The 25087-nt window shown below is 40.1% G+C and carries 22 protein-coding genes; 19 read left to right on the forward strand and 3 right to left on the reverse strand.

The genetic code is table 11. The annotated features are described in order from the left end of the window. Window positions 1–29 precede the first annotated feature (29 nt). The 7 genes from argF to BR73_RS0104720 all read left to right on the forward strand — a co-directional run bounded on the left by argF (window position 30) and on the right by BR73_RS0104720 (window position 7793). Window positions 30–971, forward strand: a complete 942-nt coding sequence (argF, locus tag BR73_RS0104690) for an ornithine carbamoyltransferase (RefSeq protein WP_347463459.1) — start codon at window positions 30–32, stop codon at window positions 969–971. Between the two features lie 274 nt (window positions 972–1245). Next, window positions 1246–1521, forward strand: a complete 276-nt coding sequence (locus BR73_RS0104695) for a hypothetical protein (protein ID WP_033164583.1) — start codon at window positions 1246–1248, stop codon at window positions 1519–1521. 144 nt (window positions 1522–1665) lie between these two features. Continuing rightward, window positions 1666–2514, forward strand: a complete 849-nt coding sequence (locus BR73_RS0104700; protein WP_051684967.1) for a biotin--[acetyl-CoA-carboxylase] ligase — start codon at window positions 1666–1668, stop codon at window positions 2512–2514. Between the two features lie 578 nt (window positions 2515–3092). Continuing rightward, window positions 3093–4637, forward strand: coding sequence for an ABC transporter ATP-binding protein (locus BR73_RS0104705; protein ID WP_242860621.1), 1545 nt, complete (start codon window positions 3093–3095; stop codon window positions 4635–4637). Then, window positions 4638–5702 carry an ABC transporter permease gene (locus BR73_RS0104710; RefSeq protein WP_033164585.1) on the forward strand — a complete coding sequence of 355 codons (1065 nt, stop codon included), beginning with the start codon at window positions 4638–4640 and terminating at the stop codon, window positions 5700–5702. Further along, complete coding sequence (locus BR73_RS0104715) at window positions 5702–6640, forward strand: ABC transporter permease (protein WP_033164586.1); 939 nt, start codon at window positions 5702–5704, stop codon at window positions 6638–6640. The genes BR73_RS0104710 and BR73_RS0104715 overlap by 1 nt, the downstream gene beginning before the upstream one ends. Window positions 6641–6740: 100 nt before the next feature. Further along, window positions 6741–7793 (forward strand): BMP family protein, encoded by a 1053-nt coding sequence (locus BR73_RS0104720; RefSeq protein WP_051684968.1) that lies wholly within the window; start codon window positions 6741–6743, stop codon window positions 7791–7793. A 108-nt stretch (window positions 7794–7901) separates the two neighbouring features. Here the strand turns inward: BR73_RS0104720 and BR73_RS28630 are convergent, their stop codons facing one another. Further along, window positions 7902–8126: a hypothetical protein gene (locus tag BR73_RS28630; RefSeq protein ID WP_156034594.1), complete on the reverse strand. Its 225-nt coding sequence runs from the start codon at window positions 8124–8126 to the stop codon at window positions 7902–7904. Between the two features lie 325 nt (window positions 8127–8451). Between BR73_RS28630 and BR73_RS0104730 the strand changes: the two genes are divergently transcribed. From BR73_RS0104730 to asd, 9 genes are all read left to right on the forward strand, one after another. Next, window positions 8452–9120 carry a response regulator transcription factor gene (locus BR73_RS0104730; protein ID WP_033164589.1) on the forward strand — a complete coding sequence of 223 codons (669 nt, stop codon included), beginning with the start codon at window positions 8452–8454 and terminating at the stop codon, window positions 9118–9120. Between the two features lie 164 nt (window positions 9121–9284). After that, window positions 9285–10310 carry a sensor histidine kinase gene (locus BR73_RS0104735; protein WP_156034596.1) on the forward strand — a complete coding sequence of 342 codons (1026 nt, stop codon included), beginning with the start codon at window positions 9285–9287 and terminating at the stop codon, window positions 10308–10310. Window positions 10311–10602: 292 nt separating this feature from the next. Further along, window positions 10603–11370, forward strand: coding sequence for an ABC transporter ATP-binding protein (locus tag BR73_RS0104740; protein WP_033164591.1), 768 nt, complete (start codon window positions 10603–10605; stop codon window positions 11368–11370). Further along, window positions 11360–13594 (forward strand): ABC transporter permease, encoded by a 2235-nt coding sequence (locus BR73_RS0104745; RefSeq protein WP_033164592.1) that lies wholly within the window; start codon window positions 11360–11362, stop codon window positions 13592–13594. The genes BR73_RS0104740 and BR73_RS0104745 overlap by 11 nt, the downstream gene beginning before the upstream one ends. A 189-nt stretch (window positions 13595–13783) precedes the next feature. Next, a complete protein-coding gene (locus BR73_RS27115; protein WP_051684969.1) occupies window positions 13784–14605 on the forward strand; it encodes a LiaF domain-containing protein in 822 nt (273 codons plus the stop codon). 52 nt (window positions 14606–14657) lie between these two features. Further along, the gene (locus BR73_RS0104755) at window positions 14658–14993 is read left to right on the forward strand and encodes a DUF6145 family protein (RefSeq protein ID WP_033164593.1); all 336 of its coding nucleotides are present in this window, start codon (window positions 14658–14660) and stop codon (window positions 14991–14993) included. Between the two features lie 23 nt (window positions 14994–15016). Further along, window positions 15017–15787: a type III pantothenate kinase gene (locus BR73_RS0104760; protein WP_033164594.1), complete on the forward strand. Its 771-nt coding sequence runs from the start codon at window positions 15017–15019 to the stop codon at window positions 15785–15787. Between the two features lie 46 nt (window positions 15788–15833). Further along, a complete protein-coding gene (gene dusB / locus BR73_RS0104765) occupies window positions 15834–16814 on the forward strand; it encodes a tRNA dihydrouridine synthase DusB (protein ID WP_278248524.1) in 981 nt (326 codons plus the stop codon). 231 nt (window positions 16815–17045) lie between these two features. After that, window positions 17046–18128, forward strand: a complete 1083-nt coding sequence (gene asd, locus BR73_RS0104770) for an aspartate-semialdehyde dehydrogenase (RefSeq protein ID WP_033164596.1) — start codon at window positions 17046–17048, stop codon at window positions 18126–18128. Window positions 18129–18316: 188 nt separating this feature from the next. Here asd and BR73_RS0104775 read toward each other — a convergent pair whose 3' ends face one another. Beyond that, window positions 18317–19048: a hypothetical protein gene (locus tag BR73_RS0104775; RefSeq protein ID WP_033164597.1), complete on the reverse strand. Its 732-nt coding sequence runs from the start codon at window positions 19046–19048 to the stop codon at window positions 18317–18319. A gap of 547 nt (window positions 19049–19595) precedes the next feature. Between BR73_RS0104775 and BR73_RS0104780 the strand changes: the two genes are divergently transcribed. The 3 genes from BR73_RS0104780 (at window position 19596) to BR73_RS0104790 (ending at window position 24510) form a co-directional block, all read left to right on the forward strand. Further along, entirely contained in the window at window positions 19596–22034 is a 2439-nt protein-coding gene (locus BR73_RS0104780) for a glycosyl transferase (RefSeq protein WP_033164598.1), read from the forward strand. Window positions 22035–22223: 189 nt separating this feature from the next. Next, window positions 22224–23369: an RHS repeat-associated core domain-containing protein gene (locus BR73_RS27120; RefSeq protein ID WP_051684970.1), complete on the forward strand. Its 1146-nt coding sequence runs from the start codon at window positions 22224–22226 to the stop codon at window positions 23367–23369. A 205-nt stretch (window positions 23370–23574) separates the two neighbouring features. Next, window positions 23575–24510, forward strand: a complete 936-nt coding sequence (locus BR73_RS0104790) for an ankyrin repeat domain-containing protein (protein WP_197032617.1) — start codon at window positions 23575–23577, stop codon at window positions 24508–24510. Between the two features lie 123 nt (window positions 24511–24633). On the opposite strand, the gene BR73_RS0104795 is transcribed toward BR73_RS0104790, so the two are convergent. Further along, the gene (locus BR73_RS0104795; RefSeq protein ID WP_033164600.1) at window positions 24634–25065 is read right to left on the reverse strand and encodes a hypothetical protein; all 432 of its coding nucleotides are present in this window, start codon (window positions 25063–25065) and stop codon (window positions 24634–24636) included. Window positions 25066–25087 lie beyond the last annotated feature (22 nt).

The raw sequence follows: 25087 nt of genomic DNA on the forward strand, positions 1-25087 counted from the left end.
TACTATACGGAAAGGTTAAAGTGGCAGAGATGATAATGAATTTAAAAGGACGTAGTTTTCTAACCTTAAAAGATTATACACCTGATGAAATTGAGTATCTCATAGACCTTGCCAAGGACCTTAAAGCAAAGAAAAAGCAAGGTATTACAGGAAACAGTCTCAAGGGGAAGAATATCGCATTAATATTTGAGAAACCTTCCACCAGAACCAGATGTGCATTTACTGTAGGTTGTATCGATGAAGGCGGACATCCTGAATATCTTGGAAAAGATGATATCCAGCTGGGTCACAAGGAAAGTGTTGAAGATACCGCAAGAGTACTTGGACGTATGTTTGACGGCATTGAATTCAGAGGCTTTAAGCAGGAAACTGTAGAGAAGCTGGCCAAATACAGCGGTGTTCCTGTCTGGAACGGTTTAACCGACTTGGACCATCCTACTCAGATCCTGGCAGATTTCCTGACCTTAAAAGAGCAGTTTGGCTCTTTAAAAGGGCTTCATCTGGTGTATGTAGGTGATGGACGTAATAACATGGCTAACAGTCTGATGATTGGAAGTGCCAAATTAGGTCTTAACTTTACCGTGTTGTCCCCCGAAGCCTTATGGACGGAGGAAGCACTTGTGGCAGAATGCCAGGAATATAATAAAATCTCCGGCGGATCGATAACCATAACTGACAATATTGCTGAGGTTAAGGGGGCCGATGCCGTATATACTGATGTATGGTGTTCCATGGGTGAAGAGGCACTGGCAGGAGAGCGTATTGCTCTGCTAAAACCTTATCAGGTTAATACCAGTCTTATGAATGCTGTAGGTACTGAGAAAACAGTCTTTCTTCATTGTCTTCCGGCGGTAAAGGGTTATGAAGTGACGGAAGAAGTATTTGAAGCTCATGCAGATGTAATATTTGATGAGGCAGAAAACAGAATGCATACCATTAAGGCAGTAATGGTGGCAACCCTTGGGAATTAATAGGAAACCTCTAAGAAAAGAAGGTTATCCTTCATAAAGTTACAATTTATCATAGTCAGGGTTTGTGAACAGATTTCAGAAGTCGTTCACAAATTCTGGCTTTTTCCGATGAAAGACGGTATTGATACTTGACGCAGGAACCAGGATTTTATATGATTAAAGGCAAGGATTGTTTATGATACCTGAAAATGGCATCATATCAGCGAGGGAGGAAGAAAAGCATTATTGCGTCTACTGATTATACGCGTACTAAACACGCAGATGGGAACGAAGTATGAATAAACTGATAACGGTAATTAAGGAACAGAAATTAGCATTGGATATAATTAATGTTGCAATAGGATGCGTAATAATCGTATTAGCAATATTCTATTTTATGGACCAGGACAATATTCTGCTTATGGCAGTTGTTCTTTTATTGGCAGGCACCATAAATATATTAAACGGAGTGAAACGGCTAAAGGGGACCAATAAGAGAAACAGTATCGGATTTTTTGCGGTTGGTGTCATAATTTATTTTGTAGCAGCTTCCTTTTTTGCCATGATATAAAGAAACAGCTAATCTGTCTTGGACTTATAGGTTTGGCATAAAACCTATTACCATAAGTGAGTACTTAACAAAGTAACTGGCAGGAATAACTAATAACATCGAAGCGCGGAACGAATATTAATTTTGAGATAGAAAAGGCAGCCAATGAATTATATGAATGTGAAATATATGAATGAAAACGGCAAATTAAATATAGATGAAATGAAAGGTATGCTGTCAGGAAAGTCATTTGGCAGTAAGATATATTACCATGACCAAATAGATTCAACCAATACAGAAGCTAAGAGATTATTGACAGAGCATCGGGGAGAAGGTAAAAAGCTTCATGGGACACTCATTTTGGCAGAGGAGCAGACCAACGGAAGAGGAAGGCTTGGAAGAGACTGGAGCTCACCTCATGAAGGAGGTATATGGATGTCTCTTGCTCTGCAGCCGGAGCTGCCGGCACAAACCTGTCCCATGCTAACAATTATTGCAGCTCTTGCTGTCAATAGTGCCATCAGGCAGCAGACAGGACTTTCCTCCTTCATTAAATGGCCTAATGATATCATTATAAACGGTAAGAAAGTCTGCGGTATCCTGACGGAAATGGCAGGCTTATCCCAGGGAACACCGGATATTGTAATCGGAATAGGCATAAATGCCAACCGAAGTGAATTTCCGGAGGAATTAAGGGACAGTGCAACTTCACTTGCTCTGGAAAAAGGCGGGAAGATTAATAGAAATCTATTAATAGGTGAGATATTAAACCGTCTGGAGGAATATTACCAGCGGTTCCTTAATAGCAGGGATTTATCTGAGCTGAAAGGAGAATACGAAGAATATCTGATTAACAGAGGAAAACAGGTAAGGGTACTGGAAAGGGACGGTGAATATACCGGAACGGCTCTGGGAATTAATGAACAAGGTGCTCTTTTGGTAGAGAGCAAAGAAGAAATCAGAGAAATTATTTCCGGTGAAGTATCGGTTAGAGGACTTCATGGTTATGTATAAGGCTTAAGCCAGGTAGTACAGTGCCTGGAAGGGCAGGTTAAATTGAGAATGAAAATCAATTAATTAAGCAGTTTTCTGCATAAATATTCGAATATTCTTTCGTGAAAAAAAGTATTGACTGTTCAATCAAATAATGATATAGTAACTATCAAATTACTGCTGACTTTAAGCGAGACAAAATGAATAGTAATAAATCAGGTATACAATAGTGTAGATAAATCCTTCTGGATGTATCTGCACTTTTTTTTATGTAATATGAAATTATGCCCTGTTATATAAAAAGCCCTGCCAGGCGGTAGGCAGATGACGTACTTAGGATGAGTCCCTATTGTGAACAGCGTGTCAGCGCCAGAGTCTGACAAGCCAGACTCTTTGTTCTGTAAATGGCTTAAAGTTAATCTGGTATCCATGAAAGGTATTAGTGTGAATTATTAATAAGCATATTTTGCACCCTGATTTTTGGCAGTTCCGTATCTGCAGGCAGATACGGCAAGTAAAAGGGAGTTACTGTGAAATAAGAGAAATTCCACACGTAAATATATGCCTGCGTTCTAAAGTCTGCAGGTTATGAGAAAGGCATGGTTATTAAAATGAGCGAGTATCTCAAGATGGAAAACATAACAAAAAAGTTCGGAGAAGTTTATGCCAACAAGGATATAAACTTTACAGTGCTGGAAGGAGAAGTCCATACACTCCTTGGTGAGAACGGAGCAGGAAAAAGCACGCTGATGAATATTCTTACAGGTCTGTATCAGCCAACAGGCGGTGAAATATATTTAAAGGGTGCCAAGGTTAAGATTGATTCACCCTCCAGAGCAGTAAAGCTTGGAATCGGAATGGTACATCAGCATTTTATGTTAGTGGAAGCCCTTACGGTATTTGAGAATATCATCCTTGGTATTACAAAGGATAAATCCCTGTTCATTAAGAAAGAGGTTCTTCGCAAGGAGATTCTTGAACTGGCAGAACGCTATGGACTGGACATCGAGATTGACAAGCCGGTAACGGAAATATCCGTTGGTGCACAGCAGCGTGTAGAAATACTTAAGGCTTTATACCGCGGAGCGGAGCTTTTGATCCTGGATGAGCCTACGGCAGCGCTTACTGATATTGAAGTAGAAGGACTTTTTAAAATCATCAGAAAGCTAACCGCCGAGAAAAAATCCGTCATCTTTATATCTCATAAGATGAGAGAGGTACTTGAAATCAGCAGTCGTATAACCATCCTCCGTACCGGCCAGACCATTAAGACCCTTACGAAGGAAAGCACCAACGAAACAGAGCTTGCAACCCTCATGATAGGTAAAGAGCTGGTGAATAACGTCTATAAGAAAGTCAAAGGAAAAGCTGAAAAGGTACTGGAGCTGGATAAAGTAAGTTATCATAAGGAATCCAAGCATAACGGTGTCTGCGAAATCTCTTTAAATATCAACAAGGGTGAAATACTTGGTATCGCAGGGGTAGACGGTAACGGTCAATCCCAGTTAGCACAGCTGGTTACCGGAGTACTCTGTCCACAGGAAGGCAGTGTTGCAGTAAATGAACGGAAAGTTGCCAGATTTATTCCAGGTGATTTTATAGAAGCAAATGTATCCCATGTACCGGAAGACAGAAACAAAATGGGGCTTGTAGGAAATATGAGCGTAAAAGAAAACCTGATAATGAAAAGTCTTTACAAAGAGAAAATATCCGTATTAAAAGGCTTGTTTCTGAAACGTAAGGCAATTACTGAATATGCCAATGAAATGAAAGAAAAATACGATATCCGCTGCGCTACCATAGAGCAGGAAATCCGTAATCTCTCAGGGGGTAACCAGCAGAAGGTGGTACTTGCAAGAGAACTGGAGGAAAAGCCGGACCTTCTGATAGCCGTCCATCCCACCAGAGGACTTGATATCGGTGCTACCAGATATGTCCATGACCTGATGATAGCAGCAAGAGACAAAGGCTGCGCCATCCTGCTTATCAGTGCGGATTTTGATGAAGTATTAAAACTTTCAGACCGGATTGCAGTTATGTATGAAGGCAGGATTGCAGGCGTCTATCCGGGAGAGAATCCGCCTATAAACGAAATATCTCTTGCCATGTCAGGAAAAGAGATTACAAAGAAGGAGGCAGTATAAATGAAAATGAAACGACTTCTGATACAGATACTGGTACCAGTGGTATCTATACTGATTTCCTTTCTCGCGGGGGCTATACTGATTGCCGGAATCGGAGGTAATCCGGGAGAAGCTTTCTCCTTTCTGTTAAAAGGAGCTTTTGGTACAAAAGCCAATTTCGGAGAGACCATTGTAAAATCCGTTCCGTTAATCTTTACAGGACTGGCAGCAACCTTTGCCTATAAGTGCGGGGTATTCAATCTTGGTGCGGAGGGTCAGTTTGCAATGGGAGCTGTTGCCAGCATATGGGTATCAACATCACTGACTGGAATATCCGGCATACCTTTGCTGGTCATCAGCCTGATAGCAGGTGTATTAGCCGGTGGTTTATGGGGCTGTATTCCCGGTATCTTAAAAATTACCAGAGGCTTAAATGAAATGATCGTAAGCATTATGCTGAACTATATTGCAATTCTGTTTATGGGGTATCTCTATTCCAGCCCTTTAAGGGAGGGAAGTGTTCCTCAGACAGCGGCAGTTCCTGTAAAGCTTCCCCGGATTATGGAGGGAACAAGACTTCATGCAGGAATTATATTTGCCATCGTCTTAGCACTTCTCCTGTATTACTTTCTGTTTCATACGGCAGCAGGGTTTAAGCTTAGAGCGGTAGGGTTAAATCAGACAGCAGCCCGCTATAATGGCTATTCCGTTAAGAAAATTATGCTGGTATCCTTTATCATCTCCGGAGCCATAGCCGGACTTGGCGGAAGTGTTGAACTTCATGGGACACAGTTCAGGCTGATGGCTGGGTTTGGTGACGGTTACGGATTTGACGGTGTAGCCATTGCATTGATCGGCCAGCTTAATCCCATTGGGACAGTTCTGGTAGCGTACCTCTTTGCGGTATTGCGTACAGGAGCAACTACCATGCAGGCAGGAAGCGGAATGCCCACCTCTGTTATTGATATTATACAGGCATTGATCATTGTCTTTGCCGTAGCCGGCAGTGCCTTAACCAATCTCCCTAAGATCAGACAGGTACTTACCAACATGCTGTCTAAAAAAGCACAGGAGGGTAAAGCATAATGGATTTTTTAAATATGACCTTTATACAGGAACTGCTCCTGTCCACTGTTCGTATGGCAACGCCCATATTGATTGTTGCGCTGGCAGAACTTTATTCGGAAAGAGCCGGACAGGTTAATATCGGATTGGACGGTATCATGGCTTTTGGTGCCCTGGCTGGTTTTATGGTCTGTTACATAACAGGAAATCCCTATCTGGGCTTATTAGCTGGAGCAGCCGGCGGAATCCTTATAAATATGGTATATGCTTTTTGTACCATTACCTTGGGGGCAGAACAGATTGTTTACGGTATGGCGATTAATATCTTTGCTCCGGCAATCGCCTCCTTTATCTACAAGGTTTACTTTGGCATATCCTCAACCCTTGCTCAGGCGACCTTAATGACACCCATGCCCATACCTTTCTTAAGCAAAATACCTTTAATCGGGCCGGTATTCTTTAAGCATACAATTATCGTTTACATTGCCTACCTGTTAGTACCGCTGTCTTTTATTTTCTTTCAGAAGACCAAGGCAGGGCTTAACTTCAGAGCCGTTGGAGAGTATCCAAAGGCGGCAGAATCACTGGGTATTAATGTAGTAAAGCAGAAATACCTTGCCTGTATCATCTGCGGTGCTTTAGCCGGGGTAGGCGGAGCCTATCTGACCACCTGTTATATCAGTACTTATACTGACGGAGTAGTATCAGGACGTGGCTTTATTGCCCTTTCAGCAGTTATCTTCGGCAGATGGATGCCGGGCGGTGTATTAATCGCAGCGCTGCTCTTTGGTTTTACCGATGCCCTTCAGCTGCGTCTTCAGGTATTAAGTTCCCAAACGCCATATCAGCTGCTGGCAATGATTCCTTATATCTGTACTCTCTTTGTGCTTGCTTTCTTCGGTATTAAGAAAGCTGGTCCTAAGGCGAACGGAAAGCCTTATTTCAGAGAAGAGCGTTAATTTGCAGTCGTTTTGGTTAATTACAGGAGGTTAATCCCCAAGGCTTCCTGAATTATATACCTTTCACAACCCACTTTTACAAAACCAGGAGGAAATCATTATGAGAAAGAAATTATTAGCTATCGCCATGACTGTAGCTATGGTCGCAAGTCTTGCAGGCTGCGGCTCCAAGGCAAACACTAACACCTCTAGTAATTCTGCAACCCCTACAGCAGCTGCTGAAGGAAGTACGGAAACTTCCGGTTCAGAAACAACTCCGGCTGCAGACAAGACTTATAAGGTAGCCATGATACTGGATTCATCCATCTCAGATGGCGGCTGGGGTGCAGCCTGTTATAACGCAATGGTATCAGCAGCAGAAGACAGCGGATTCGAAACACTTTATACAGACGGCCTTACAACAGCAGATTTTGCGTCCAGTATCAGAAGCTACTGCGATCTTGGAATCGATTTAATCTTTGCACCCGGTAATCAGTACACAGATGCTGTAAAAGAAGTTGCGGCTGATTATCCCGATGTTAAATTTGCTTTATTAAACGGAACAGTAGAGACAGAGAATATCGTCTCCATCCTTCCAGATGCACAACAGATCGGTTATATGGCAGGTGCACTTGCAGGACTTATGACCAAGACCGGTAAATTAGGTTTTATCGGTGGTATGGAGCTTGATACAACAAAAGCCAAGCTGGCAAATTACGAAGCCGGTGCCAAAGCAGTTAATCCTTCTGTTGAAGTATTCTCCGCTTATGCAGGTTCTTTCTCCGATTCTGCAAAAGGTAAAGAAATTGCTGATTCCATGGTCAGTATGAATAATGTAGATGTTATGTTTGGTGATGCCAGTGCAGTAGACTCCGGTGCCCGTGAAGCTCTTGCAAACTACACTGACAGATTTGATATCGGACAGCCCAGTGATATTCTTGCAACACAGCAGTCCGAGGTAGTTATCGGTAGTGTTGTTACTGATAATGCAACTATGTTAAAACTCTGTATGGAGGACTTAAAGAATGGTACCTACGGAAACAAGACCATTTATGGTAACCTTTCAAACGGCAGTTTAAGTGTCGGAACTTTCAGTGATAAAGTAACCGATGATATTAAGACAAAATATCTTGAATACATCGAACAGATCAAGGATGGTTCCTTTATTAAATAATCCCCTTCCCAACAAGCTTACCACTATAATTTGATAGATTTTATATACCTTCTAATTAACAAAAAAGACTGCAGCCGGATATATGCCACTGGCTGCAGTCTTTTTGTGCTAATCAAAAAGAGCCTGCACAAGAGCCTGCACAAGAGCCTGCACAAGAGCCTGCACAAGAGCCTGCACAAGAGCCTGCACAAGAGCCTGCACAAGAGCCTGCACAAGAGCCTGCACAAGAGCCTGCACAAGAGCCTGCACAAGAGCCTGCACAAGAGCCTGCACAAGAGCCTGCACAAGAGCCTGCACAAGAGCCTGCACAAGAGCCTGCACAAGAGCCTGCACACAAGAGCCTGCACAAGAGCCTGCACAAGAGCCTGCACAAGAGCCTGCACAAGAGCCTGCACAAGAGCCTGCACAAGAGCCTGCACAAGAGCCTGCACAAGAGCCTGCACACAAGAGCCTGCACACAAGAGCCTGCACACAAGAGCCTGCACATAAGAGGCTGCGCATAAGAGCCCTACACATAAAAGCTTGCACATCAAAACCCTTGAAAGATTAATTTGCAAGCATACGTTGGATTTGTGGTGTCTTTGGTTTGAATTAAGTGGATAAATTTAGCTGCTTTTGCTACAATAGGGTATATGATAATAAAGCCAGGAGGAAGCTCATGTATAAGATAGCAGTAGTAGAAGATGACAGGATGATTCGCAGCGAACTGCATCTGCTGCTGACCAATAATGGCTATGAAGTTTGTGATATCCTGGAATTTAACGGGATAGCCGAACAAATTAAGGAATTGCAGCCCCATATTGTATTATTGGATATTAATCTGCCGAAGGAAGACGGACATCAGGTCTGTATGAAGCTGCGTTCATTTTCAAAGCTTCCTATCATCTTTGTGACCAGCCGTGATTCTGATATGGACGAGTTGCAGAGCCTCATGATGGGTGGGGATGATTATATCACCAAGCCTTACAACATTTCCATATTGCTGACGAGGATAGCTCTGTTGTTAAAAAGAGTGTATAAAGATGATAATCAGATGCTTCTTGAGCATAAAGGAATAACTCTGAATATAGAAAACGGTAAAGTAACAAATGCAGGTAATACCATAGACTTTACGAAAAGTGAAACAAGAATTCTGGCATATCTCTTTCGGCATACCGGAAAAATTGTATCAAGGGCTGATATGATAGACTATCTTTGGGATAATGAATTATTTGTGGATGATAATACCTTAAGTGTTAACATGACTCGTATCCGTAAGAAGTTGGAGGAAATTAAGGTGTTCGATTTCATTGAAACAAAACACAGGCAAGGCTATTATGTGGAGTAGAAGCAGTGGGAATATTACAAGCAGATAAAGCATGTAAGGGGAGCCTGAGCGTGTTTGTAAATCCCTGTACCGTTTGGAATGCTTTCCATGGAGATATGCGGCATTTCATTTTTACTTAGAAGGTATTAGCTTTTGTTATAAGTTTTGCAGGTTGAGAGAAAGGTTTGGTTGTTAGCATGAAGTTAACCAATTATGTAAAAGACAAAAGCATACCCATTATCCTGCAGATACTGGGAGCAATAGCGGTTTCTATGTTTCTGGGGAAGGAAAGGAGTTCATCTGATGCTGCAATACTTCTGTTAACCGGCTGGGGGCTTGTTGTTTTCGTTTATTACCTAATAGATTACCAAATCAGGAAACGCTACTATAATATACTTTTTATAAGCCTTGATGAACTGGATCAGAAATATCTTATTTCCGATATCCTGTTAAAACCCCGCAGGCAGGAGGATATTCTGTGGCAGAAGGCATTGCGGATAAGTAATAGGGCAATGCTTGAAGAGATTACACGTATCCGGCACGAAAGCAGTAATTATACGGAATATATTGAGCAGTGGGTCCATGAAGTAAAGACACCTGTCTCTGCAATAAAATTGATATGTGAGAACAGTCCCACAGAAGAAACAAGAAAGATAAAGCAGGAATTAGAACGTGCCAATCGATTTGTGGATCAGGTGCTTTATTTTGCAAGAAGCAGTAATGTGGAGAAGGACTACCTTATCAGAGAGGTAAGCTTAGAGGAAGTGGTAAAGAAGGCCCTGCAGAACAATAAACATCTCTTATTGGAGAAAAAGGTACAGATAAATCTTTCATGTGAACAGAGTGTCTTTACCGACAGCAAATGGATTGTGTTTATATTGGATCAATGTATCGTTAACTCAGTGAAATATGGTGCTGGCAGTATTACGTTTAATAGTGAGGTTAGGGGGAGTAAAACAGTACTCCATATTACCGATAATGGTGTGGGGATAGCCAGGGAGGATTTGCCGCGTATCTTTGAGAAAGGATTTACCGGAAAAAATGGTCATGAGACGGAGAAGTCCACCGGAATGGGTCTGTATTTGTGCAAAAAGCTATGTGATAAGCTGGATGTAGGTATAGAGGCAGAATCTGAAAGGAGCAGCGGAACTACAATTCGCATGGTATTTTCCACAGGCAGACTAATGCACGCCGCTCTTTACAAACAGTAAACAGCCCGGACTATTATACCAGCTGCCGTCATATAGTACGGGATAACACCCTGGCACCTGTGCTTTTAAACCTGTACTCCAGGAGATGTATTCCCGGCTTAAAACCAACTATATAGAAAGCGTGTACGAAGGTATGACTGAAAAGCAACTGGTGCTTCTGAAATAACTTACTTACTTCTTACAAAATTGTAAGAAGTAAGTAAGTTATTTCTATATATTTAACCCTGTAAATAAGGGATAATGTAGTTAACCTTAAGGATTAATATGCTGTTCAACACTAAAAGGAGAGGAAATGAAGGAAATACTTACTATAAAGAATATCGAGAAATATTATGGCAACAAATCCAATGTAACAAAAGCTATCGATGATATCAGCTTCTCTGTCGGGGAAGGGGAATTTATCGGTGTTATGGGTGCTTCCGGTTCCGGTAAAACTACGCTTTTAAATGTAATCTCAACCATTGATACGGTTAGTGCCGGACATATTTATCTGGAGAAAACTGATATCACTGAAATTGATGACAGAAAGCTGGCAGAATTCAGGAGAAGGAATCTGGGATTTGTCTTTCAGGATTTCAATCTGCTGGATACTCTTACCCTGGAAGAGAATATTGCATATGCCCTGACCATTAACAGAATACCAACAGCTGAAATAGCCGTCAAGGTACAGGAGATAGCTGAAAAGCTTGGAATCGGAGACATATTGAAGAAGTATCCTTCTGAGGTATCAGGCGGGCAAAAACAAAGATGTGCCTGTGCAAGAGCCGTAGTGAATAAGCCCAAACTGCTCTTGGCGGATGAACCCACAGGTGCTCTGGACTCTAAATCCGCACAGATGCTCATGGAAACACTGATCAGTATGAATGAAGAGCTTAAGGCAACCATTCTTATGGTAACCCACGATGCGTTCTCTGCCAGTTATGCGAAAAGGATACTGTTTCTGAAGGATGGAAGAATATTTAATGAAATAATCAGAGGGGATAAGACCAGAAAACAGTTCTTTGGCGAGATACTGGATGTTATGACACTGCTTGGAGGTGATTTACGGGATGTACGGTAAACTTGCCTTACGCAATGCTAAAAAATCCGTGAAAGATTATATCATATATATACTTACACTAACTATCTGTGTAGGCTTATTCTATGCCTTTCTATCGGTCTGCAGCAGTTATTATGTAAGTTCCCTGCCTGTAGAATATAACCTTGAAATGCTTCAGCAGCTTATGCGTTTTCCCGTTATAGGTATTACTGCTCTGCTGATATTTCTTATTCAATATGTAAATAACTATATGCTACGAAGAAAACAAAAGGAATTTGCCATTCAGACCCTTCTGGGTATGGAACAAAAGCATACTGCCCTTCTCTTTTTTGTAGAAACGCTTATGATGGGACTGATATCCATAGGGGCTGGAATTATGCTGGGGGTATTTTTTTCTCAGGTATTAACGCTGCATATTATGAATTTCTTTGAAGAGGAATACAGCTTACATTTTTCGTTGTACCCGGATACCTTAATTATAACAGTTATAGGGTTTTTAGGTGCCTTTCTGTTAATAGGATGCCTAAATATACGTAAGATCAGAAGGTTAAAGATTATAGATATGCTGCGGGCTGAGAAAGAACTGCAGAATGACCTGAAGAAGGACTATCTGATGCCCATACTTATTCTGACAGGTGGAGCTGTATCCATACAGAGAGTGATTGATATAATACATTTACACAGGAAATATAAAGAAGCAATAACTGGCGGTGCTATGGCAGCACTTGATATACTGCTGTTTTATTCTAATTTACTGCTGCCTGCCTTGTTTGTAATTACAGTGGTGGTGTTTCTTGCCGCCTGTCTGATTAAGCGAAAATTATTATCTCTTAAGAAGCCGGTTATACTTCTAACGGGACTGGCAGCTTTGATGGTTATCTGCAATCTGCTTATTGTAGCAGGGCATCCGGCCTTTGACAGCAGCACCACCAACAGGGCTTATGTATTTGTTATGGTATATCTGGTATTCCTTCTCTTTACTGTTTTCTATGCACTGTCAGCTCTTATGCAGGTGTTTAAAGAGAAATCCACAAAGCTTAAATACAGAGGGAATATTCTTTTTGTTACAGGTCAGGTTAATGCAAGGTTATCCTCTAATTTTCGCACCATGTCAGTACTGGCTGCAGCTATTTTACTGGCTGTTACCACTTTTATTATTGATCCTATTCTATCGGGATGGGCACTGGGGTATCTTAAGGAAAGAGCTGTATTTGATATACAGATCAGTACGGAGGCTAACTCACATACTACCTATGAAACCCTTCCGGAGGGTGATTTTTCTTATGTAGATACCTATCTTAAAGATAAGGGAATAGAACTTGAGAGTATCTGTAAGGCCGACTTCTTTTATATAAACCAGGATAATTTTATAGCGGGCAATACGGATATGGAACAGCCGGATATGGTAATGCCTTTGTCCCAGTATAATAAACTCCTTACCATGGCAGGTCTTAAGACAATAGAGTTAAAGGATACAGAATTCACCATGCAGTGGCAGTACAGCGTTGTGGAAGCGGAGGTTCAAAAATTTCTGGAAAAGTTTGAGACAATTTCTATTAATCAGAAAGTTCTCAGACAGGCAGAGGATATGAGACACCGGGCCAAGCTTGGTGAAGTAATTTATCCCTACTTTAACGGCCGGGTTATTATTGTGCCGGATTACATCTGTAAAGGGCTGCTTCTTGGAAAGAGCAATTATTATGCAATGACTTCCGATAAACTATCTTTTGAGGCTGCGCTTAAGGTTAATAATGACTTGAAACATATAATAAACAGCAGGGAGACAAAGGATCAATATTCCACCATGGTGCGCCTGCGTACTCTGCAAAGGAATGAAGGGATATCCGGGGCATTGGTTTTTAAACTGCTGTTATTCTATGGAGGAATTGTATTATTTGTCATCAGCTTTACCGTACTGTCACTGCAGCAGCTGGCGGATTCCTCTGAATTTAAGCAGAGATTTCGGATAATCAAAAAGTTAGGGGTAGAAGAGAGCTCCATTAACAGGATTATTTGCTGGCAGATGGGGGTGTGGTTTGGACTCCCTATTCTTACAGCAGGTATCAGTGCTTTGATAACCGGCAGCTTCTATATCAAATGGATGAATCTATATATTGAGACCTTTATTGGGAGAAAGGATTTCTTTGAGTCATTAACGGAGATGCTGTTAATAATTATTGTATTGCTTGGTTGTTATTTTATCAGTACCTGGATTTTGTTTAAGAAGAATATAGAGGCGGATTAAGTAAAATATACCAGTATGAACGGTGGGAGTGCATCAGTTATCAGTAGTCTGATAAACAGAGCGGCGCTCCCATTTTTGCCTGACAACACTTTTATAAGTTGCCCTTGAATTATTCTCCTTTTTTTTATATTATTAAGAGAAGAACTTTGTATTTAAATACCAGGTTCATAAGGTAAAGGGGTTTTGTACATGAAAAAGGATGTAACAAAAATTTTATGGGGCACCTTTCTTGTAGTAATGGGACTTCTCTGGATATGTACCAGCACCGGCTTGATTGAGAGCAGAACCTTTTCCGGACTTCTCTTTGCGTCAATATTAGTACTGATTGGTGTATCGATCATGCTTAAGAATGCAAATCAAGAGAAGGCTGACGGAGATAGCACTGCAGGTAATACAGGTTATTCTTCTAAAGAGAATGAGAGTGGGAGCTTCTCAAAAGAAGACAGCTATGAAGGTGATTTCAGGCAAAGCGGTTATGAAGATGGATTCTCTCAAACGAATTATGAATATGATGCAGGACAAAGTAATAAGGAGGACAGCTTCAGTCATAATGGTTATGAGAAGGATTTCAGTCAGGATAGCTATAAAAATGAATCAGGTTATAACAGCCATATTTATGGGAATGGTAAGGATAATAACTTCAAACAGGACGAAGAGTTCAGACAGACCATAAATAAAGTTACCGGCAAAGAGCATTATAGCAGTATTCTTTCCTCACAAAACGTTATATTTACAGAGGAATTTACAGGAGCTGAGTTAATGGTGCTGGCAGGCGGTATAGAGCTGGATTTAAGGAATGCGGTTATAACAAGGGACATTGTGATAGATGTCAGCTGTATTATGGGGGGAATAACCATATTTCTGCCTTCAAATGTAATGGTGTCAGTAAGCTGTACCCCTATTATGGGAGGGGTGGAGAGTAAGATAGACGGAAGTTATAATAAGAAGGATAGTAATGTTACGGTATATATTCGTGGGACATGCTTTATGGGAGGCATTGAAATACGATAGAATATACCAGGGGCGGGATTATCCCAAACTTAATATCCGAAAGAGAGGTTTTATGTACCAGGAAAATGTAGTTCTATGTGCAAGCAGCTCATATGAACAGAAATATTATTTAAATGAGGATTTTAATGGGTTGCCGGAAAGCATAAAGGAAGAGCTTAAAATTATGTGTGTACTTTTCACGGAAGATGTAGGTGGGGTACTTACTTTGGAATTTGACGAAGAGGGAAACCTGCTCTTTCAGGTAAGCAGTGATGAAGGAGACCTCCTTTATGATGAAATCGGCAGCGTTTTAAAGATCAAGGAATTACAAAGAAGCAAAGAAGAACTTCTGGAATCCCTTGAGTTATTCTACAGAGTATTCTTCCTTGGAGAAGACATGCCGGATTAAGGGAGACAGAAAAGGAGAAAAACATGTTATTAGTAATAGATGTAGGAAATACCAATATCACCTTTGGTGTATTTAAAGAAGAAGAGCTTGTTGCCAGCTTCCGTATGACAACAAAGCTCCAGCGTACCTCAGACGAATATGGCTTTACCATGTGTGGACTGCTTAAAAACAGGGGCATTGAACCTAAAGATGTAGAAGCTGTTATTGTTGCCAGCGTTGTTCCGGGAATCATGCATTCCTTTAAAAACGGAATTATGAAGTACTTAAATCTCAAACCTATGGAAGTCGGTATCGGAACAAAGACCGGACTTATTATAAATATGGCAAATCCCAAGGAACTGGGAGCAGACCGTGTGGTAGATGCTGTGGCTGCTTATGATATCTATGGCGGACCCCTTATTGTAATTGATTTCGGCACGGCCACTACCTATGACTTAATTAGTGCCAAAGGTGAATTTATTGCAGGAATAACCAGCCCCGGAATCAAGATCTGTGCGGATGCTTTATGGAATGAGACTGCAAAGCTTCCGGAAATAGAGATTAAAAAGCCTGATTCCATTCTTGCAAACGAGACGATCTCCAGTATGCAGGCAGGACTTGTGTACGGTTATATCGGACAAACGGAGTATATTGTACGCCAGATTATAGAGGAATCTAAAATTCAGAATGTAAAAGTTATTGCAACCGGAGGTTTAGGTAAGATAATAGCCGATTCCACGGATGTTATTCAGATATATGACCAGCTATTAACCTTAAAAGGTCTTCGTATTATTTATAATAAAAATAAGAAATAGAAGCAGCCTTAAACTTATGTAGTCTTATTAGAAAGAGGAATTCATTTTGCAGATAGGCAAGATCAAAACAGAGGGGAATCTGGTACTGGGGCCAATGGCCGGAGTGACGGATTTACCCTTTCGTCTGTTATGTAAGGAACAGGGAGCGGACTTAATCTATACAGAGATGGTCAGTGCAAAAGGTATACAATATAATAATAAAAATACAGAGGAACTCCTATTGGTTAAAGAGGAGGAAAGACCTGTGTCTTTACAGCTTTTTGGCAGGGATCCGGTTATCTTAAGCGAAACCGCTAAAAAGATCGAACACAGGAACTTTGATATTCTGGATATCAATATGGGCTGCCCGGTACCAAAGGTAGTAAACAATGGTGAAGGTTCAGCACTTATGAAGGAACCGAAACTTATCGGAGAGATTGTTTCTGCTGTATCCAAGGCCATCTCAAAACCTTTGACTATTAAAATACGCAGAGGTTTTAATGAGGCAGAAGTAAATGCTGTGGAGGTTGCCAGGATTGCAGAAGCAAACGGTGCGGCAGCTATTGCTGTTCACGGAAGGACCAGAGAACAGTACTACAGCGGCAAAGCCGACTGGGAAATTATAAGGCAGGTAAAGGAAGCAGTCTCCATACCGGTTATCGGAAACGGGGATGTGGGTACTTATGAAGATGCGGTAAGGATTCAGAAGGAAACCGGATGTGATGGTGTTATGATTGCCAGAGGAGCCCAAGGTAATCCATGGATATTTATGCATATAAAGGAAGCAATGAGGAATAATGCTGCCCCTCTAAAACCTACTATAAGAGAAGCTGTGGATATGATGTTGCGCCACGCAAAACTTGAGGTCATGTATAAGGGAGAGTATGTTGGTATCCGTGAGATGCGTAAGCATGTTGCCTGGTATACCACCGGATATCCCATGGCAGCCAGATTCAGACAGAATGTCAACCTGATAGATACGTATCCTCAGCTGGAGGAACTGCTTTTAGCCTATCAGTCATCTGTTGAAATGATGGATAATAAGTAACAATGACCTGGGTAAAAGTAGGTTAAGATTCTACAAATTAAACAATAAATGAATATTTAGTAGAAAATAGTTGATTTTTATAGACTCTAATAGTAATATATTTATTAGAGCGACAGATGTCCGCGTAGCACGAACACACACTTCCACATCTGCCGCATAAATATGTATTAGGCAGATTAGGTGAATTCACAAGCGACATAAGGTTAAGTGGAGAGCCGGAAAGAGGTTTGTATGAGTAAATTAAGAGTTGGTATCCTTGGTGGTACCGGAATGGTAGGCCAGCGTTTCGTTTCCCTTTTGGAAAATCACCCCTGGTTTGAAGTAGCTGTTATCGCAGCCAGCCCCAGAAGTGCAGGTAAGACTTATGAGGAAGCAGTAGGAAGCAGATGGAAGATGAGTACCCCCATGCCGGAGGCAGTTAAACATATTATTGTGAAAGACGTGAATCAGGTGGAAGAAGTAAGCAGCCAGGTTGATTTTGTCTTTAGTGCAGTTGATATGACCAAAGAAGAGATTAAGGCCATAGAAGAAGCTTATGCAAAAACTGAAACTCCTGTAGTATCCAATAACAGCGCTCATAGATGGACCCCTGATGTTCCCATGGTGGTTCCGGAACTTAATCCTGAACATTTGGAACTGATTCCTTTTCAGAGAGAAAGACTTGGAACGAAGAAAGGTTTTATCGTTGTAAAACCGAACTGTTCTATTCAGAGCTATACCCCTGCATTATTCGCTTTAAAGGAATATGGTCCTAAGTTAGTGGTAGCAACCACCTACCAGGCCATATCAGGTGCCGGGAAGAACTTTGATGAATGGCCTGAAATGATAGATAATGTTATTCCCTACATTGGTGGTGAAGAAGAAAAGAGCGAGCAGGAGCCCCTGAAGATATTTGGTAAGGTTGTTGAGGGTAAGCTTGAAAAAGCACAGGGACCTTTAATTACCACTCAATGTATCAGAGTTCCGGTATCAGACGGACATACTGCAGCAATTTTTGTTAACTTTGAGAAGAAGCCCTCCAAGGAAGAAATCTTAAAGGTCTGGAAGGAATTTAAGGGTCTTCCACAGGAATTAGAGCTTCCTATGGCGCCTAAACAGTTTATTCAGTATTTAGAGGAAGACAATCGTCCTCAGACCAAACTTGACAGAGATTATGAGGGAGGAATGGGTGTTTCCATCGGTCGCCTTAGAGAAGACAGCGTATTTGATTATAAATTCGTAGGACTTTCACATAACACATTAAGAGGTGCAGCCGGCGGAGCCGTATTAATAGCGGAACTGCTTACTGCCAAAGAATACATTACAGCGAAATAGCCGAAATAAAAATTGCCGATTCTGCTTGCATTAACCGTATATCACACGGTTTCTGTCAGCAAAATCGGCAATTTTTAAAGGGCTCTGTTTCAAATAGCTGGAAAACAGACTTCCAGTATTTATATTAAAGCTTTTAAAGGTAGAGGGTTCCTGGAGCCTGTCATACCCAGTATATCAAGCCTTCATTATCATTCTTTATAATCAAGGAGATATTTCAGATAATCCACACTGTTATCCTGATTTTTAGAGTTGACTACAATACCGAATACCGGTCGGTCAGCGGCACTGGAGGCTCCTTTGAATAATTCTGCATTGTCCAGATAGATGCCATAGGCACCGGATACCGGATTATCCGAGGTACTTGATTCAAAAACGGAATCAGAAAGAGCGGTAATCATTTCTGTAGGCAGCAGATCCGTCAGTTTACTGAAAAAGCCTGCCGTTGCATAAGACTGAAAAGCGGATTCAGGTGCTATGATAACATCGATATCACCGGCAGCTATATAAGTGGTAAGCTTTTGCTGAGCACCCATAGTGTATTCCGAAACATCATTACCGGAGCCCAGATAATAAGAAGCATCAATAAATACTTCTTCCATATCGTTATCGCCTATAAGCCTGTTCTCCATATCACTGGTCATCTTATCAATGGCTTCATCGGAAAAGGGATAGTTTAAAATCGCTGCATTCAGCACGGTGACTGGCTTCGGTGAAACTATCGTATAAATGAAATAGGCCGCAAAACCGAGAATGATAAGGCCTATAATGGTCTTGGAAAGGTAATAGCTCTTATAATAAGAGACCTTCTCCTGAAAATTCATTTCCTTAAATTTTTCTTTCTCGCTTTTTTCATCTCTTGGCGCATAAATGGATGCATTATCATCCAGTGCTGAATCTTTTAATTTATCTTCACTTATCATGGCTTTTCTCTCCATTAAAGTCTGTATTCTGTGACAATCATGTAGTATTACATAAATATTGATATAGTCAATTCTGCCCATAGAAAAGTCACAGTATTTTTTACTATGGGTAGTTTAACACATTTGACTAGGAAAAAAAAGAAATTAATTCTAAAATATTAGTGAAAAAATAATACATTTGGGATAATAAAAAAGATAGTATTACCTGATATTTAACCCTTTAGCAGACAAAAAGACAGCTGGGACGGTAAACAAAACTATAAATCCCAGCCAGTATGAAGAAAGATAAAAATCCAAGACTTACGAAAATTTCGTAACTGAAAGTAAGATAAAAATAAATTTTTATCTTTTTAAACTGTTGCAATGATTGTTTTCATAGGCTATAATGACAGTAAAACTAATCGTTAATACTATCATGCACACCAGATGTATCAAATGTCTCCGAAGCTGTTATTGCAAGGGAAAAAAGCCTTGATATATCGAAAGTATATAATTACGAAAGTTTAGTAAGTCATGTTGATGTTATTAATGTAAAGGAGAGTACAGTATGCAGTACGGTTATTTTGATGATGCCAAAAAAGAGTACGTTATCACTACTCCGGCAACCCCTTATCCTTGGATTAACTACTTGGGTTCACAGGATTTCTTTTCACTTATATCCAACACAGGAGGCGGTTACAGCTTCTATAAAGATGCAAAATTAAGAAGAATCACACGTTACCGCTATAACAACGTTCCTTTGGATTTAGGCGGCGGACGCTATTATTATATCTATGATGACAAAGACGTATGGTCTCCCGGATACGCACCAGTTAAGAAAGAACTGGACCGTTATGAGTGCCGTCATGGTATGGGATATACCAAAATAACCGGTGAGAGAAATAAGGTAGAGACAGAGATCACTTTCTTCGTACCCATCGATTTCAATGGAGAAGTTCATAAGGTTGTTGTAAAGAATACCGGAACTACCGAGAAAAAGGTTACTCTATTCTCTTTCGTTGAATGGTGTTTGTGGAATGCACAGGATGACCAGACAAATTATCAGAGAAACTTAAATACCGGAGAGGTAGAAGTAGACGGCTCCGTTATTTATCATAAAACAGAGTATAAGGAAAGACGTAATCATTATGCGTTCTTCTCAGTAAATGCACCTGTTACAGGCTTTGACTCAGACAGAGAGAGCTTCCTTGGAACCTATAACGGCTTCCATAACCCGGATGCTGTATTTGAAGGCAAATCTACGAATTCCGTAGCAGATGGCTGGTCACCTATCGCTTCCCACAGCCTGGATATAACCCTTAAGCCCGGCGAATCCAAGGAGTATGTATTTATCCTGGGTTATGTGGAAAATGCACAGGAAGACAAATGGGAGTCTAAGAATGTAATCAATAAGACAAAAGCCAGAAAAATGATAGAAGAATTCCAGACAGCAGCAAAAGCAGATGAAGCATTGAAAAAATTAAATGCTCACTGGGAGGACTTGCTGTCCAGATACACCCTTGTATCAGGAGAAGATAAATTAAACCGTATGGTTAATATCTGGAACCAGTATCAGTGTATGGTTACCTTTAACCTTTCAAGAAGTGCTTCCTATTTTGAATCCGGAATTGGCAGAGGAATGGGCTTCCGTGACTCTAATCAGGATTTATTAGGTTTCCTGCACCAGATTCCTGACAGGGCAAGAGAGCGTATAATTGATCTTGCTTCCACGCAGCTTGAGGATGGCGGTGCTTATCACCAGTACCAGCCTTTAACCAAGAGAGGTAACGACGAGATCGGCGGTAACTTTAATGACGATCCTCTCTGGCTTATCCTTGCAGTTGTTGCATATGTAAAGGAAACCGGAGATTATAGTATCTTAGACGTTTCCACTCCTTATGACAATGATGAGAGCAAAGCCGAGCCTTTAGCAGATCACTTAAAGAGATCCTTTGACCATGTTATCAATAATTTAGGACCTCACGGACTGCCTCTTATCGGAAGAGCAGACTGGAATGACTGTCTGAACTTAAACTGCTTCTCCATGGAGCCCGGTGAATCCTTCCAGACTTCCACAAGTAAGGACGGAAGAGTTGCTGAATCCGTTATGATTGCAGGTATGTTCGTGTATATCGGAAAAGAATATGCAGAACTTATGAAGAAGGTCGGAAATGATGCAGAAAGCAGCCGAGCTATCCAGGAAGTTGAGAAGATGGAAGAGGTTGTTATGGAACATGGCTATGATGGCGAGTGGTTCTTAAGAGCTTATGATGACTATGGAAGAAAAGTCGGAAGCAATGAGTGTGAAGAAGGAAAAATCTTTATCGAGTCTCAGGGTGTTTGTATTATGGGCGGTCTTGGTCTGAAAGATGGCAAAGCCATCAAAGCACTGGATTCCGTAGAAGAAAGACTGGGAACCAAATACGGTCTTGTTCTTAACAATCCTGCCTTTACAAAATATTATGTAGAGTACGGCGAGATTTCCACTTACCCTGCCGGCTATAAAGAAAATGCCGGTATCTTCTGCCATAACAATGCATGGATCATGTGTGCCGAGGCAGTTGTTGGAAGAGGAGATAAAGCCTTTGATTACTATACAAGAATTGCACCCGCTTACACAGAAGAATACAGTGAGATCCACCGCATGGAGCCTTATGTTTATTCACAGATGGTTGCAGGTAAAGATGCAAAGCGTTTCGGTGAAGCTAAGAATTCCTGGTTAACCGGTACCGCCTCCTGGAACTTTGTTGCAATAACCCAATTCATCTTAGGCGTTAAACCTGATTATGATGGAATCTTAATCGATCCTGCAATTCCTACAAGCTGGGATACCTATCAGGTTACCAGAAAATTCAGAGGCGATGAATATAAGATTACCATTAATAATCCCAAGCATGTATCCACAGGTGTGGAGAAGCTGGTATTAGATGGAAAAGAGGTAGCTTCCAATGTAATTCCTTATGTCGGAGATGGTAAGGTACATGAGGTTACTGTGACTTTAGGTTAATTTATTGAATAACAATTAGTTTATGATTTATAAAAGAGTGAGAATGTAGAATTGGAACATTTCTCACTCTTTTTTTGCAATTGTTTACAGATATCTGGTAAATGTTGATTATAAACATAGGAAATAGTAATTTATTCCAATGATACTAACTGGAAAGACCTATTAACAGCCTATAATAACGAGAAAATCTTGTATGATGCTATTGGAAATCCTACGCACTATTTAGGAAATATGAATCTTACTTGGGATAATGGACGTGAACTTTCGAAACTAAGTAAGCCGGGGATTGAGGCAGAATATTCCTATAATTATGATGGAATCAGAATAAAGAAGGAAATAAACGGGATACAGACAAATTATCTCTTAGATGGAACGAAAATAATAGCAGAAGAGACAAGCGGCAATACAATATGGTATTCCTATGATTCAAATAATCTTGCAATCGGGTTTGAATATAAAGGGAAGGTTTATTATTATGGTAAAAATATTCAAAATGATGTAGTAAATATTTATGGAAGCAATGGTGATATTCTGGTAGAATACACCTATGATGACTGGGGGAATGTAATTGATATTTCGGGTGATAAAGAGCTTGGAAATATAAATAAGTTTAGGTATCGAACATACTATTATGACGATGAAAGCGGATTTTATTATTTACAAAGCAGATATTATGACAGTGAAACTGGCAGATTCATTAATGCAGACAGAAAACTGGCATCTTTCAATGCTTTTGCTTATTGTGATAATAATCCAATAAACTATGTGGATTATACTGGTGAGGATGCAACTTATTTTATTATAGGTCTTGTTTTCGTAGGATTTGCCTTATTGCTGGCATTTTTTGTTGCTGCCAACTTTATGAGATTGTGGGAAGAATATTATGCACCTTATATATCTCAATTAGCAAATGGCTTAATAAGTATTGGTAGTAGTATAACGGCTGCAGTTATACAAGGAATTGTTAGCTCAGCTAACGGAGTTTCACTCTACGTTGCTAGTAAGTTACGGGAATATACGGTTGCACCATCATTTAGTTCACAGTATCAGGTTCATCATATTGTTGCTGAAAGAGCAGCTGAAGCAGCGCCAGCAAGAGACATCTTAAGAAGGAGTGATGTTAATATTGATGTTAATAGTACCTATAATTTAATACCTATTAAATCAGGTGTACATTCACATTTACATACCAGTCTATACTACAATTTGGTGAATTCCTATATTATTAATGCATATTATGTAGGCAGTACCAGTGATAAATGGACTAATGTTGTAAGAGCATTAAATGAAATAAGGGCTTTCCTTCATGTATTAAGTAATGGTGCACCATTTTAGACTCCTTAAACTATAATAAATGGTACATTCTGTTAAAGTATAAAAAACACAGTAATTGATGGTGCATTAAGGAGATGTTATGAAGAAAATTGAAGACTTATGGCAATATGACCTGACAGAAGATATTATAAACGGAGATATTAGTAAACTACAGAGAGAGTATGACAACGGATGGAATGTGAATGACCCATTGGTAAGATATGCTATGCAGGGAAAATATACATTACCGCTAATGCTTGCAATCCAACATAATAAAAAAGAGTCTGTAATATTTTTAGTAGAACATGGAGCTATGTTGGAAGCGGATCCTGATCATGCATTTATTTATGCAATGAGGTATGCAGACGAGGAGGTAATACGTTATGTAGTAAAAAGAGGTGCAAAAGTTCAAGTCTATAGTAGAATATTAAATGCATACGATTTTATAATACAGGAAAAAAGAACGGAGTATATTCCTCTTGCTATAGAACTGGGATTACCAATACGGCCATTTGCTCAAGCTGCCTTTTACACAGAAATTTATCGCAGTCATTATCCGATAGTTGAACTATTAATAAATTATGGGATAGATATAAATTATAATAAAAAAACAAATTGGAACCCAGTGGGAAACACTCCATTGTGCCATGCCGCCTGTTATAGTGATATTAAAATGCTTAAATTACTAATTGACCATGGTGCTGATCCAAGCATCCAAAATAAATCAGGGATGAGACCATATCTAATAGCTTTAAAACAAGGAAAAATTAAAAATGCACAACTATTAAGAGAATATGAACCAAATAAAGACGGTCCCGATGAAAAGCTTCTAAAAAAGATTCCAAGGGAACTGCAGGAGTTTTTGGAAAAAGGTGATTTGAAGGTTTCTATGCCAGAGAAATTAGGCATAGAATATCTTGAATTCCTGCCTCTCAGAGATTTGGCAGCAGTAAATTTTGAAGGAAGAAAAGGGATATTACTTACCAGAAAAGTGGAAAACTATCCGGATATCTGTCTGCTGTGGAACTCAAAAAAGAAATGCGTTTCTTATTATGAAATGGAACATATGTGGTATGGTGATTTTAATGTCAGTTTTGGCACTTTTATGAAGGAACCGGAACGCTATCTTCGAGGGATTTTTTCGCAGGAATTTCTTTGTTAAATAAATAATATAATTAATAAGACAGTATGAAAGAAGGAGATTCTTTCTTACTGTCTTATTTAATGAATTATTCATTCCGTTAATATAACAATATAGTGGCAATAAATTGTAAAAGTCCATTGTTTACGCAGATAATTTAATTTTTAACTTCTTTTTATAAAATTTAAATAATAGAACTGTCCCCCAAATGCCTCCCAACAGCATAACTTCAAAAATACCTGCAATGTGAATAATATACTTAAATGAAAAATTCTGTAGTAATGAAATGAGATGGTTTGTACCTAATACCCAACAGAGTACGGTCAACTGAAAGGTCAAAATTTTCATATATTCTATGTTCTGTTTTATGAGTGCTGCAAGAATCGCACTGATAATACCAATATTCCATAAAGCAATTTCCCGCTGCCAGCCTCTGCTATTTCCCCAACTTGTTAAACGACCGCCTATATCTGGAAGTACAAACTGCCATATAAATGCACCGCTGCAAGCAATAAGCATAAATATAAGATAATATTTATAGTGTTTCATTGGAACACTTACCTTTGAATGGTTCATAATAATCCTCCTAAATATGAAA

It is taken from the genome of Clostridium sp. KNHs205, from assembly GCF_000702945.1.
GTDB lineage: Bacteria > Bacillota > Clostridia > Lachnospirales > Lachnospiraceae > Anaerocolumna.